General features: G+C 66.3%; 11 protein-coding genes. 1 reads left to right on the top strand and 10 read right to left on the bottom strand.

Translation table 11 applies throughout. From position 1 onward, the window contains the following. Positions 1–11 precede the first annotated feature (11 nt). The 7 genes from fliL to fliF form a co-directional block, all read right to left on the bottom strand. Entirely contained in the window at positions 12–488 is a 477-nt protein-coding gene (gene fliL / locus ACEQZD_RS04720) for a flagellar basal body-associated protein FliL (RefSeq protein WP_194856557.1), read from the bottom strand. A 111-nt stretch (positions 489–599) separates the two neighbouring features. Further along, on the bottom strand, positions 600–1787 hold the full coding sequence (locus tag ACEQZD_RS04715) for a flagellar hook-length control protein FliK (protein ID WP_370184319.1): 1188 nt from the start codon (positions 1785–1787) through the stop codon (positions 600–602). A 14-nt stretch (positions 1788–1801) separates the two neighbouring features. After that, positions 1802–2251: a flagellar export protein FliJ gene (gene fliJ, locus ACEQZD_RS04710; RefSeq protein ID WP_370184316.1), complete on the bottom strand. Its 450-nt coding sequence runs from the start codon at positions 2249–2251 to the stop codon at positions 1802–1804. Then, complete coding sequence (gene fliI, locus ACEQZD_RS04705) at positions 2248–3633, bottom strand: flagellar protein export ATPase FliI (RefSeq protein ID WP_370184315.1); 1386 nt, start codon at positions 3631–3633, stop codon at positions 2248–2250. The genes fliJ and fliI overlap by 4 nt, the downstream gene beginning before the upstream one ends. Next, positions 3630–4355: a flagellar assembly protein FliH gene (fliH, locus tag ACEQZD_RS04700; protein ID WP_370184313.1), complete on the bottom strand. Its 726-nt coding sequence runs from the start codon at positions 4353–4355 to the stop codon at positions 3630–3632. The genes fliI and fliH overlap by 4 nt, the downstream gene beginning before the upstream one ends. Then, positions 4348–5343, bottom strand: a complete 996-nt coding sequence (gene fliG, locus ACEQZD_RS04695) for a flagellar motor switch protein FliG (RefSeq protein WP_142948111.1) — start codon at positions 5341–5343, stop codon at positions 4348–4350. The genes fliH and fliG overlap by 8 nt, the downstream gene beginning before the upstream one ends. After that, positions 5336–7015: a flagellar basal-body MS-ring/collar protein FliF gene (gene fliF / locus ACEQZD_RS04690; RefSeq protein WP_370184310.1), complete on the bottom strand. Its 1680-nt coding sequence runs from the start codon at positions 7013–7015 to the stop codon at positions 5336–5338. Before fliF ends, fliG begins: the two co-directional genes overlap by 8 nt. 202 nt (positions 7016–7217) lie before the next feature. Between fliF and fliE the strand changes: the two genes are divergently transcribed. Then, complete coding sequence (gene fliE, locus ACEQZD_RS04685; RefSeq protein ID WP_142948113.1) at positions 7218–7565, top strand: flagellar hook-basal body complex protein FliE; 348 nt, start codon at positions 7218–7220, stop codon at positions 7563–7565. Positions 7566–7636: 71 nt separating this feature from the next. Here fliE and ACEQZD_RS04680 read toward each other — a convergent pair whose 3' ends face one another. The 3 genes from ACEQZD_RS04680 to ACEQZD_RS04670 all read right to left on the bottom strand — a co-directional run bounded on the left by ACEQZD_RS04680 (position 7637) and on the right by ACEQZD_RS04670 (position 12875). Then, positions 7637–8005 carry a flagellar protein FlaG gene (locus tag ACEQZD_RS04680; RefSeq protein ID WP_370184308.1) on the bottom strand — a complete coding sequence of 123 codons (369 nt, stop codon included), beginning with the start codon at positions 8003–8005 and terminating at the stop codon, positions 7637–7639. Positions 8006–8113: 108 nt separating this feature from the next. Then, positions 8114–11620: a sulfotransferase gene (locus tag ACEQZD_RS04675; RefSeq protein ID WP_370184307.1), complete on the bottom strand. Its 3507-nt coding sequence runs from the start codon at positions 11618–11620 to the stop codon at positions 8114–8116. 166 nt (positions 11621–11786) lie between these two features. Then, positions 11787–12875: a FliC/FljB family flagellin gene (locus ACEQZD_RS04670; RefSeq protein WP_370184304.1), complete on the bottom strand. Its 1089-nt coding sequence runs from the start codon at positions 12873–12875 to the stop codon at positions 11787–11789. Positions 12876–12877: the final 2 nt, after the last annotated feature.

The raw sequence follows: 12877 nt of genomic DNA, 5'->3' as shown, positions 1-12877 counted from the left end.
GTCCACCCGGTTTATTGCACGATGAACTCGGTGAAGAGCACATCATCCACTTGCAGTTCGGGCTGGCCGTCGTCGCGCGGCTGGGCGAACAGCTCGAGAATCTCGGCCTTGAGCGATTCCTTGCCCTGCTGCGTGGCCACGGTTTGCGAGCTCTGCCCGGACAACAGCATCAGCATGCGGCTGCGCAGTTGCGGCATGTGCTCGAGCAGGTAGCTCTCGGTCTCGGTGTCGGCCACCTGCAGGGACAGGCCCACGTACAGCAGCCGCTGGCCGCACAGCTCGCCCTGCAGATTGACGGTGAACGGTTCCAGCTTGACGTAGAGCACCGGCCGGGGCGCTTCCACCTGCTCCACGGTCTCTTCATCGTCGTCGTCGCTGTCATCGGACAGCAGCAGGTACATATTGATGGCCACCAGAGCGCCGAGCAGGATCACCATCAAGGCGATCAACCATCCAAGTTTGCTCGACCGGTTCGGGGAATCCGCCATGGGTTGTGCCTTCCATCCTGAATAAGGGTTGCCGTTTCAGAGTGCAGTATGCCGCCGGCGCGGGCGCCGGCATGGCCGGAAAAGGCCCCGCTAAAGGGCCTATCTTCGCGTTTAGGCGTACAGATCCACGCCGCCGGTGTCGCCGCCGATAATCCGGCTCACCGGCACGCTCTCTTCAGTGGCGGCCGGCTCGCCGGCCAGGCCGTCACCGCCCGGGGCGGCGCCGCGCTGGCCGGGCTGGCCGTCGCCGTTACCGGCGAACCCCTGGCGGTGCTCGCCGACCATCGCTTCACCCAGGGCGATGCCCTGTTCGGCCAGCGCTTCCCGCAGTTGCGGGATGGCCTGCTCCACCGCGCCGCGCACCGTGGAATGGCTGGAGAAGAAATGCGCCTGGGCACCCTGGTCGTCGAGTTTCAGGCTCACCGAAAGCGGCCCCAGCTCGCGCGGGTTGAGGTGCAGCTCCATGTGCTGGTCGCCGCGTTGCGCCAGGCCCACCATCTGCTGGCCCAGTTGCTGCTGCCAGGGCGCGCTGGCCACCGGCGCCTGCAACGTAAATTGGGCGGCGGGGCCGGTGGCGCCGGCCGCGCCGGTCTGGCCGCCGGCGCCCATCACGCCAGCGTTCTGAGCACCGCCTTCCTGGTTAGCGCCGAGGCGCGTGTCCAGGCGTGACCGCTCCAGGGTAACGTTCAAGGCCTGGGCGTCGCTGGCCCAGGCGGGCATCGCCGGCTTGGCCTCGCCGGTGGCGGCGGGGGCCGGGCTCAGGGTGTCGCCGGCGGCGCCGTCAGTGGGCAGGGCGGAAACGGTGGCCGGCCGGTTGAGGGCGTCCGGCGCGCGCATCACTGGCAGTGCCTGCGCCGTGTTTTTCGAGGCGGCGGCGGTCAGCGGTGCGGGCACGGCCAGGCCGCCGGTCATCGGGTTAGCGGCGCCGTTGTCCGCGGCGTGCTCGACCAAATCCCGGATCGCGTTTTCTTCGCTTACGCCGGCGCCGGCCAGTTCAGCCAACGGGGCCTTTTGAGCGGGCAGGGCGTCGCCGTCACCGGTTTTGAGCCGGCTGCCGGCCAGCGCTTCCAGAGCGTTGCGCAGGGCGTCGCTGGCTTCGCCGGTGAGCGGGCGGTCGCCGCCGGCATCGAGCAGCGCCAGGGCGGCCTCGCCGCGGGCGCCGTCCGATTCGGACGCGGACAGCAGTTTCGCCGCCGCATCCCGCAGCGAGCCGGCGAAGGCCTCGCCGTCGGCGGCCGCCGGTTGCCCGGTGGCGCCGGTCTTGGCGAGGTTCTGGCTAAGCAAGGCGGTGATATCCATGGGTTATCCTCCCGTCAGTCCCGGCGCACGCGGCGGGCCATCGCGTTGTTGGTCAATTCGTCGTTGTCGCGCAGTTCGCGGCGTTGTTCCTGGCGGCGCTCCTGCTCGGCGCGGCGCGCGGCCAGGGTGTCGTAGGACGACAGCTGGCGTTGCCGTTGCTGCCAGTGTTGCTGGCTGGCGGCCACTTTTTCCTGCTGCTGGTCGAGCGCCTGCAGGGCTTTGTCGATGGCGTCGTCCAGGGAGCGGATGAAGCGCCGGTAGTTGGCCAGGGTGGCGGCGTCGATGCCCCGGCTCATGGCGTCCTGCAGCCGCCGGCAGTACTCGTGCCGGTAGCGTCGCAGGGCGTCCAGCTGCGCGGCTCTCTGCGCCTGGCCACGGCGGTCGTCGGCCAGGTTGCGGCCGGCGTGGTCGCGGGCTTTGCGGCTTTGCTCGATTAATGTGTCCAGCGGGTTGGACGCGTTCATGGCACACCTCCAAGCAAGGCACCCAGTGCCTGTTGCGAATCATCGATATCGGCGCGCTCGCCGATACCCTGCTGCAAAAAGTGTTCAATCGAGGGGTACAGCTCCACCGCCCGGTCCAGCGCCGGGTCATGACCGGGGCTGTAGGCGCCCACACTGATCAGATCGCGGTTGCGCTGGTAGCGCGAGAACAGCTGCTTGAACTGCTGCGCGCGCTGTTGCTGCCCGCCGCCGACGATGGCGGTCATGGCGCGGCTGATCGAGGCTTCGATGTCGATGGCCGGGTAGTGGCCGGACTCCGCCAGGGTCCGTGACAGCACTACGTGGCCGTCGAGGATGGCGCGCGCGGAATCGGCGATCGGGTCCTGCTGGTCGTCGCCTTCGGTCAACACGGTGTAGAAGGCGGTGATCGAGCCGCCGCCGGTTTCGCCGTTGCCGGCGCGCTCCACCAGCCCCGGCAGCTTGGCGAACACCGACGGCGGATAGCCCTTGGTGGCCGGCGGTTCGCCGATCGCCAGGGCGACCTCCCGTTGCGCCATGGCGTAGCGGGTCAATGAATCCATGATCAGCAACACGCTGAGGCCGGCGTCGCGGAAATGCTCCGCCACCCGGGTGGCGTAGGCGGCGCCCTGCAGCCGCTGCAGCGGCGAGGTGTCGGCCGGGGCGGCCACCACCACCGAGCGGCGGCGGCCTTCCTCGCCAAGAATATTGTCGATGAAGTCTTTTACTTCCCGGCCCCGCTCGCCGATCAGGCCGACCACGATTACGTCGGCGCCGGTGTAGCGGGCCATCATGCCCAGCAGCACCGATTTGCCCACGCCGGAGCCGGCGAACAGGCCCATGCGCTGGCCCCGGCCGATGCTGAGCAGGGTGTTGATGGCGCGGATGCCGACGTCGATCTGGGTGTCGATGGGCGCCCGCGCCAGCGGGTTCATGGGCGGCGAGGCCAGGGTGCCGTGGGGCACGTCATCGAGCGGCGCGCCGCCGTCCAGCGGGCGGCCGTTGCCGTCCACCACCCGGCCCAGCAGCGCGTCGCCGAGCGGGAAGCGGCGCGCGCCGGTGTCTTCCCCGTCGCCCAGCGGGAACACCCGGGCGCCCGGTACCAGGCCGCTGATCTCCGCCAGCGGCATCAGAAACAGCTTGTCCCCGGAGAACCCCACCACTTCCGCTTCGGCGAAGTCCGGCCGGTCGCTGCCCGGCGCCGTGATCTCGATGCGGCAAGCGCTGCCCAGCGGTGTGCGCAGGCCCACCGCTTCCAACACCAGGCCGGTGGCGCGCACCACCCGGCCGCTGGCCTGGTAGTGGGGCGCCGTCGCCACGCGCCGGGTGACGCTGTTGAGCGTGCGGCGCCATTGCGCCTGATGGAGGTTCTCGGCGCTGGTCATGGTTGTTCCCCGCCGTCGTCGCCGTCGGCTTGCGGCCGGCGGCTGCGCCGCCGCACCCGCGCCGCCAGGTTTTCCCAGCGGCTTTCCAGGGTGGCGTCGAGCTCGCCGCTGGGGCTGGTGACCCGGCAGCCGCCGCGGCTGAGCTGATCGTCCGGGTGCAGTTTCCAGCCGGCGGCGTGGAATTCCGCGTGCAGCTCCTGTTCCACCAGCGCCAGGTCGTCCGGGTGCAGCCACAGTCGGGTTTTGCCGTTGAGCGCCGGTTCCTCGTGAATCAGGGTGCGCACCAGGTTAAGAATCTCGGCGGGCTCTTCGCGCAGCGCGTCGCCGGCCAGCTGGCGGCCGGTGGCCAGGGCCAGATCCACCAGGTCCTCGGCGATGGCGTGGTCCAGGTCGGCCAGGGCGCGGCGGAATTCGTCCACCAGATCGGCCAGCGGCGCCAGGGCTTCCTGGCGCTGGCGGGCGGTTTCGTGCTCGCCGGCTCGGCGGCCTTCTTCCAGCCCCTGGGCGTGGCCTTCCTGGCGGCCGGCCTCGAAGCCTTCCCGGTGGCCTTCCCGGCGCGCTTCCTCACGGGCTTCATTGCGCAGCGCCTGCAGCTCGGCCTGATGCTGAAACGCCTTGCGCTGTTCCGCGTCGACCGCGGCCGGGCGGGCGGCGCCCGGGTCGCGGGCGCTGTCCAGTTCCCCCATCCGCCAGCGGCGCCAGCTTGAGTGGGCGCTAGACATAGGCATCGTCCCCGCCGGTCAGCACGATTTCGCCGTTGTCCGCCAGGCGGCGCACCACCTGCAGAATGGCTTTCTGTTCGCTCTCCACCTGCGACACGCGGATCGGACCGCTGGCTTCCATGTCCTCGCGCAGCAGGGTGGCGGCGCGGGTCGACATGTTGCGCAGGAATTTCTCTTTGAGTTTCTCGTCGGAGCCTTTCAGCGCCACCATCAGCGCGTTGGTGTTGATCTCCTTGAGCAGCAGCTGGATGCCCCGGTCGTCCACGTCGAGCAGGTTCTCGAACAGGAACATCTCGTCGATGATCTTCTGCGCCAGGTCTTCGCTGTGCGCGCGCACCGTTTCGATCACGGTTTCCTCGGCGCTGGAGTTCATCAGGTTGAGAATCTCGGCGGCGGTGCGGGCGCCGCCCATCTTGCTGCGCTTGAGGTTCTGGCCGTCGAGCATGCCGCCCAGCACTTCGGTGAGCTCTTGCAGGGCGGCGGGCTGTACGCCACTGAAGGTGGCGATGCGCAGCACCACGTCGTTGCGCAGCTTGTCGTCGAAGTATTCCAGCACGTCGGCGGCCTGGCGCCGTTCCAGATGGACCAGAATGGTGGCGATGATCTGCGGGTGTTCGTCGCGGATCATCTCGGAAACGATGTTGGCTTCCATCAGGTTGAGGGCGTCGATGCCGGAATTGGCGCCATTCTGTTCGAGGATGTCCTCGAGCAGGCTGGAGGCGCGTTCGTTGCCCAGCGCCTTGGTCAGCACCGAGCGGATATGGTCGCTGGAATACAGGTTCAGCGCCGCGAACTGCTCCGACTCGTCATAGAAATCGTCCAGCACCTGGCGCATCTGGTCGTGGGAGATGTTCCCCAGCTTGGCCATTTCCTGGCTGACTTCCTGCACTTCGCGGGCGGACAGATGCTTGAATACCTCGGCGGCACTGTCTTCATCCAGGGCCAGTAACAGCACGGCGGCCCGCTGGGTGTTGTTGAGCTCAGTCATTCCGATTCATCCAGTTACGCACGATCATCGCCACCATGGCCGGATCTTCCTGGGCCATGTCCTGGAGGTCCTGGCGGTTCTGTTCGTAGGCCGAGGAGCGGCGCCGGCGGCGGCGCGGCGCCACCGGCTCGGGCTCGTCCCCGGCCTCGTCGGCGGCGGCCGGCGCCGGTGACGGGGCCTGTGCCTGGGCCGGACGCGCCGCCGGTGCCGGGGCCTGCCGGGCGTAGCGCTTGAGCATCGGCCGCAGCACCAGCAGGAACAGCAGCAGCGCGGCCAGGCCCACCAGCAGCCAGCGGCCCATGGAGAACAGGAAGTCCTGCCAGAACGGGTCCTGCCACCAGGCGCGTTGTTGGTCCTCGGATTCCACCTGGGTGAAGGGGCTGTTGACCACTTCCAGGCCGTCGCCTCGTTCCACCGAGAAGCCCATCGCCTGGCGCGCCAGTTGATTGATGCGTTCCAGCTGGTCGTCGCTCAGCGGCACCGGGGCGGCTTCGCCGTCCTCGTTCACGCCGTCGCGGTAGTCGACCACCACCGCCACCGACAGCCGCTCCACCTGGCCGCGCTCGTGCTGAACGTGGGTGATGTTGCGGTCCACCTCGTAATTGATCACATCTTCGTGGTTGAGGCGCTTGGTGGTGTCGTCGTCGTCCTCGGTGTTTTCGCCTTCCTGCTGATCGTCGTTCTGCTGCACCGGCGAGGCCGCCGCGCCCGGGGGCGTATTGGTGAGCGCGCCGGGCACGCCCTGGGCAAGATCCTCGCCGCCGCTGTAGACCGCCCGGGTCTGGCTGCTGCGCACCGCCGCCGGGTTGCCGCCCTGGTTGGGGCCGTAGCGCTCGTTGGTTTCCTCGCGGCGGGCGAAATTCACCTCCGCGGTGACCTGGGCGCGCACGTTCTCCGGGCCCAGGATCGGCGCCAGAATGCTCTCGATGCGCTGGCGGTAGACGCGCTCCACTTCGCGCACGTACTCCAGCTGGGTGCCGTCCAGGCCACCGCCGCTGCCGGAGGGCCGGGACAACAAGCGGCCGGCCTGATCGACCACGGTGACGTCTTCCAGGGCCAGTTCCGGCACGCTGCTGGAGACCATATGCACGATCGCGTCGACCTGGCCGTCGCCCAGCGCGCGGCCCGCTTCCAGGGTCAGTACCACGGACGCCTTGGCGGGCTCACGGTCGCGGATGAACACCGACGGCTTGGCCATGGCCAGATGCACCCGCGCCCGCGATACCGGGCCCAGGGCTTCAATGGAGCTGGCCAGCTCGCCCTGCAGACCGCGCTGGAAATTCACCTGCTCGGCGAACTGGCTGATGCCGAACGCCTGCTCGTCCATGATCTGGAAGCCCACGTTGCCGCCTTCCGGCAGGCCCTGCTCGGCGAGCTGCAAACGCAGTTTGTGGACCTGGTCGCCGGGCACCATCAGGGCGCGACCGCCCTGGCTGAACTCATAGGGCACCGCGCGGCTTTCCAATTCGCTGATGATGCGGCCGCCGTCGGCTTCGCTGAGGTTGCTGTAGAGCACCCGGTATTCCGGCGCGCTGGCCCACATCAGCATGGCCGCCACCAGGGCGATCACCGCGGCCCCGGCCACCAGCAACGGCACCAGCGGGTTGGCGCGCAGCCGCGCCAGCATCTGTTCGATGCCGTTATTGTCCGGGCGGGTCTCGCCGTTGCTCATGCGTGCCCCCCGGGGAGACGGGAATAGTGTTGAAAAGGCATTGCTGCTTTCCGGTGGTATTGCGACGCATGCCATTATGAGCAGCCCCGGGACACACAAAGGAAAGAAAAGCCCGCCTTTTTGCCGTCATTTGACCGCTTGGGTCACGGCGGGGGCTGGTAATCTTGCGGTTCAAATAGCGGGTAACGCAGAGCGATACGTTATGAGCACACCGACCATCAATCCGGCCATGCAAGCCGCGCTCAACCAGATGCAGGACCTCGCCGGGCAGGCGGCCGGCGCCGTGCCCCGGGCCGGCGGGCAGAACCTGGACACCACCGTGGGCAGCGGCGGCTTCAGCGAGGCGCTGCAATCCAGCCTGGAGCGCATCAACCAGATGCAGACCGACGCCGGCGACAAAGCCAAGGCGTTCCAGGCCGGTGAGCCCGGCGTGTCGCTGCACGACACCATGATCACCAGCCAGAAAGCCAGCATCGCCTTCGAGATGGGCGTGCAGATGCGCAATCGGCTGGTGTCCGCCTATAAAGACGTTATGAATATGCAAGTATAAAAAGCAGTTAATAGTTGATAGTTAACAGTTAATAGCTGAAGAGCGGGCCGTGCCGGGGGCGCGGCCCGAGCTTAGACTTCCAGGCTGAAGAGGCGGCCTTTTACTTCTTCGAGGCGTTGGGCGGCGTTGAGGGCCTCTTCCGGGGGGATCTGGCGGATCAGTTCGCCGTTTTCCCGGTCGATCAGGCGAATGATGGCGCGCCCGGAATCCTCGCTCAGTTGAAACTCCACGCCGTAGCGGCGCAGCACTTCGTTGATCTGCTGGACCGGTTTGACCAGCTCCTCCCGTTCTACCATCCGACTTTCCGAGTCGCTCTCCTGCACCGCGCCGCCGGCGGCGGGCAGCTGTGCCAGCACTTTTTCCACGCGCTGACGCGCGGCCAGGTAGGAGAACTGCGAAGGCAGGGATGAAACGCTGTTGTTGTCCACGGGCGTGGTCATGGGCGGGCCCTCAGCCGATAGTTATATGCACAGGTTTGTACCTGTATCGGCCGCCACGCCCATAACTTTATGCCGCCACCGGCCCAGGCGGGTGGCGGCGGATACCTGTCAGAGGTACCCGAAGTGCCGCATCAGATCGGCGCATTGCGCTTCAAAGCGCTTTGCCTCCTGTTCGCTCAACGACTCTCGCCAGATGCCGCGGCGATCATGGATGGGCTGGCTCATTTGCCAGGAGCGCCGCATGACATGGCTTTGCTCGCCGACGCCGTCGGTTTCCTTGGCCGGTTGCACGCCGAACCAGTTGTAGTTCTTCTTGTAAAAGCCGAACACCTCGTCCGTGTATTGCTGACCGAGAAAGGCCAGAACACCGGCCATGGTGCCCTCTTTGTCTTGGATCAGATCCTCGTAGCGGACCCGGTGAACGTGGTCGTCGTTCTCATGCTTGAGCAGCTCGGTATTATCCTGCCGCCAGCGTTGGATGCCGCCGTCCAGTGATCCGGTGCGCTTTTTGATGGAGCAGGCCACGTCACGGCCGTCCCTTACCATCGCCACGACACGGGCGTTGGGAAAGCGCCGCTTGATCTCATCGATCCGGTACACATGCTTGGGGGTCCTCTCGCACACCAGGGTCTTGCCCTCGTCGGCGGCGTCGCGCCGGGCTTGCGGGTACTCCTGGTCCAGCTTCGGATTATTCAGGAACCAGTAGGTTTCCCGGGGTATGCAGTAAATGTTCGGGTGCGCGCCGAGAAGCGATGCCATCAGGGTGGTGCCGCTGTGGCCGCAGCCGACCACGAAGACGGCCGGCTCCGTGAAGGGGCGTTGCAGTCCGCCATCGGCGTCCAGGTAGGCGTGCGCCTGCTGCGGGTCGACCTGCTCGAGCAGCGCATAGGCGAGATCCTTGATGCCGTACACCGTGTGCAACAGGAAGGCCAGTCTCACCTTGCGGTTGTCGTCGAGGGCACTCAGCGCCCTTGGCGTGGGCAGCAACAGGGCTTCGCTGGCGACCAGTTCAGTGGCTTGCCGGTCTGGGCCCATCTCCTCGGGTAGATGGCTGCGGTGGGTGGGATTGTTCAGTCTGTACAGACGGAAGCCGTGAGTTTGAGCCCATTGGCAAAGCTTCGACAGATCCGGTTGGCCGGCATGGCGAACGTCGAACCGCAGTGATGCCTGAATAAGCAGCGTGTTCGCCAGCGCGTTCGCGCCGTTTTCCAGCACCGCCATGCTATCACTGCGATGATCGAGAACCAGCCAGTCCAGACTGGGCAGTCCCTCAATGCTGTCCAGCGCCACCGTATTGACCGGCAGTTCGGTGAGCACCCGGGCGCCGTCGCCGGCGTCCGGCAACGGCTTGAGGGTGGCGCTGAACGTCGGGTCCAGGCACGCGTAGTGCACCGCCGGTTCGCCGTCGCCGAGGGTTGTTTGTGGAAATACCTGCAGCCCGTCGCGCTGGCGGGCGGCGTGCGAGGTGTGTTCACCGAGCGGATCGAACACCAGCAACTCGAAGGCGCCGAGCGGCAGCAGTGAGTCCGCGGCGCCGGTTTCCAGGAGCTGCCCGCCGTTGTCCAGGGTTACGATCTTGCCGCTGAAATCGAAGTGGAACTGGCCGGCTGTTTCCCGTTGTATCGCCGCTTTTTTCAAGGTGACAGAGGGGGTGACCGGTTCTGGCACCGGCAGCGCTTGATCCTCGAACCGGGCGCTGCCGTCTCGTTCAAAGGTCAGAGCGGCGGGTGGCAGATCGCGGCAATGGCGTTGCCAGATGCCCCGCAGGGCGGCGCTCAGGTGGGCGGCGAAGCGGGGCGCGTCGCACACCGGTGATTGCACCAGGGTGTCGCGAAGGTGGCGCCGCACCGTGGCCAGATTATCCAGATCGCCGGCCAGATCGCGGGCCCGGGCGCGGTAGGCGTCCCAGCTGTCCACCACCAGTTCCGGCAGGCCGGCGTTGACCAGGTGGGAGGCGGCATGCCGTCCGGCGAAGGTGGGGCCGGGCAGGGTGATCACCGGCACCCCCATCAACAGCGCTTCGCAGGTGGTCAGGCCGCCGGAGTAGGGCCAGGGGTCCAGGGCGATGTCGATGCGGTTGTAGGTATCGAGAAAGGCGATGTGGTTTTCCGGGCCTTCCAGCATTACGCGTTGCCGCTCGATGCCGGCGGCTTCGAATTCCGACCACAGACGTTCGCGGAAGGTGGCGTCGCTGTACTGGCCACTCTTCAGCAGCAGCCGACTGTGGGGAATCTCCTCAAGCAGGCGCGCCCACTCGCCGATCAGCTGGGGATTGATCTTCGCCGGGTTATTCAGACAGCCGAAGGTCACATAGCCGTTTGCGGCGGCCGGCAGCGCGCCCACCGGCGGCGCGTGCTCCGGCGGCATATAGCAGATGTAGTCGTCGGGCATCCGGATCAGCTTCTCCAGATAGTCCGCGTCGCAACCCGGTGGCGTTTCCACCGAGTCACTGATCAGGTAATCAATGGCATCCAGCCCGGTGGTGTTTACCAGGCCGCCCACCCACTTAACGATCAGCGGCGCCGGTTCCCGGGCGATCAGCCGCAGGCGGTTGCCGTCGGTGTGGCCGCTCAGGTCGATCAGAATGTCCACCTGATCCTGCTCTATCAACGCTTCCACGCTGGCGTCCGGACGGCCGGCGACGTTGTGCCATTGGTCGGTGATTGCCCGCATCCGTGCGGTGAGCGGGTCTTTCAGGTCGCTGGTGGAATAGACCGTCAGCCGGAAGCCCTCTTCAGGCAGATTCTCCAGGGCCGAGGTGATCATCTGTCCCACCGGGTGCATTCGCAGGCCGGAGGAAAGCAGGCCAACGGTGAGCCGACGGCTTTCTTCGCGGCCGCCGCCTTCCGGCCGGCGCGGCCGTTGAGCCGGTGAAAAGCTTGCCCGCCAGCGCTGAATCAGGGCAGCGATGTCCTGGTGGCTCAAGGAGGGGTCGTAATGGGCGTTAAAGATGCGGTTGGAAAAGGCCTCGAGATAGTCCGGCCTGCGTTTCAGCGCCTCTTCGAAGTAGTGAGCGCCCCGGGCGAAGTCAGCCATCTCGCAGTATTTCCCGGCCACCAGGTTATAGAAGCTGGGGTTGTTGCTATCCAGCTCCAACAGGCGCTGACAGTCGGCGAGTACGTCTTCCATGCGCCGCGCCGCCGAGAAAATATTGATTCTCTGGGTCAGGATGGCCGGGCTGTCCGGATCCAGGGAGCGTGCCGTGTCGATACTTTCCATCGCCCGTTCGCGCCGGCCCTGGGCACTGTATACGCGTGCCAGCAGTGCGTGTGCCGCCGCGTGCCGGGGATTCAACGCCAGGCATTGCTGAAGCTCCCGTGACGCCTGATCCCAGTCTTTCAAGGCGAAGCGGGCGGAACCCAGCCAGTAAAAACCCTGGTCATCGTTCGGCTCCAGGCGGGTGGCCTCCGCCAGCGCCTCCAGGGCGTCCGCCGGGCGCTTCAGTTCTACCCGCGCCGCCCCCAGAGAGCGCCATGAGTAGGCGTAGTTCGGATGGCGTCGGGTCATCAAGACGGCTTGCTTCTCCGCTTTTGCGAATTCGCGGCCTTTCCAGGCCTGACGATACGCGTGCTTGATGCGTGAGAAGGTGGCGGACGGTGTGGTTTTGACGGACATGATGACCCCGGGCCTGCGTTATGGCGGTAGGAAGAGGTTAGCAGTGGGCCGGACGGGCTAAAGATGGGATTAAGCGGGGGTTTAAGCGGTTATTTCAGGGCTTTGGCGGCGGCGGAACGAAAGAAGGCCCCTTGTGGGGGCCTTCTGTATCCCGATGGCTGGCTGGTTAGCCGAGCAGGGACAGGACGCTCTGCGGTACCTGGTTGGCCTGGGCCAGTACGGAGGTGCCGGCCTGCTGCAGGATCTGCGCGCGGGTCATGTTGGACACTTCCACCGCGTAGTCGGCATCTTCGATGCGCGAACGGGCCGCGGACAGGTTGGTTTCGGTGGTGCTCAGGTTGGTGATCGCGGAATCGAAACGGTTCTGCATGGCACCCATTTCGGAGCGCAGGCTGTCCACGTCGCTGAGCGCGGAGTCCAGGGCGGCCAGCGGGTTCTCGGTGGCTACCTGGGTGGAATCGTCGGTGACGCCGCTCACTTCCTTGGCATCGGCCGCTACGGTGTAGCTGATGCTGGCGGAACCGGTGGCGGTACCGTCGCTGACGGTCAATTCTGCTTCGTAGTAGCTGACTTCACCGCCGTTCTCGTTTTTCACGTAGGCGTTGCCCTTGTCGTCAACAATCAGACTGTTGGTGCCGTCGGCAGCCGGAGTGCCGGTAAAAGTACCTTGGCTGATTTCATCTGCGTCGACGTCGGTGGAGTCGGCACCGGTGGCCCCCGCGTCGGCGGCGGTGATGTTGTAGCTCTGACCGTCGACCTCAATGGTGTCACCATCGGCGGGCACTTCAGCCAGGCGGGTGTTCACGTTGAAATCGTCCAGACCCAGGGTCTCGGCGTTGATTTCCTTCAGGTTCATGGTGATCTGCTCACCATCGTTGGCGCCGACCTGGATGGAGAATTCCTGGTCTTCAGCCAGCACTTTCACGCCGTTGAAGTTGGTTTCTTCGGAGATACGGTCGATCTCGCCCAGGCGCTGGGTGATTTCGTCCTGGATGGAGTTCAAATCTTCCGGAGAGTTGGTGTCGTTCTGTGCCTGAACGGTCAGCTCACGGATGCGCTGCAGGTTGTCGTTCACCTGGTTGAGCGCGCCTTCAGCGGTCTGCGCCACGGAGATACCGTCGTTGGCGTTACGCTGGGCTTGTGCCAGACCGGTGGTCTGGGCGGTCATGCGGTTGGCGATGGCCTGGCCGGCGGCGTCGTCGGCGGCGCTGTTGATGCGCAGGCCGGAAGACAGACGCTCCATGGAGGTCTGCAGAG

Origin of the sequence: Alloalcanivorax sp., assembly GCF_964221125.1 — a bacterium.
GTDB lineage: Bacteria > Pseudomonadota > Gammaproteobacteria > Pseudomonadales > Alcanivoracaceae > Alloalcanivorax > Alloalcanivorax venustensis.
The sequence above is the reverse complement of the archived record's forward strand: the minus strand, read 5'-3'. Positions and strand labels throughout refer to the sequence as shown.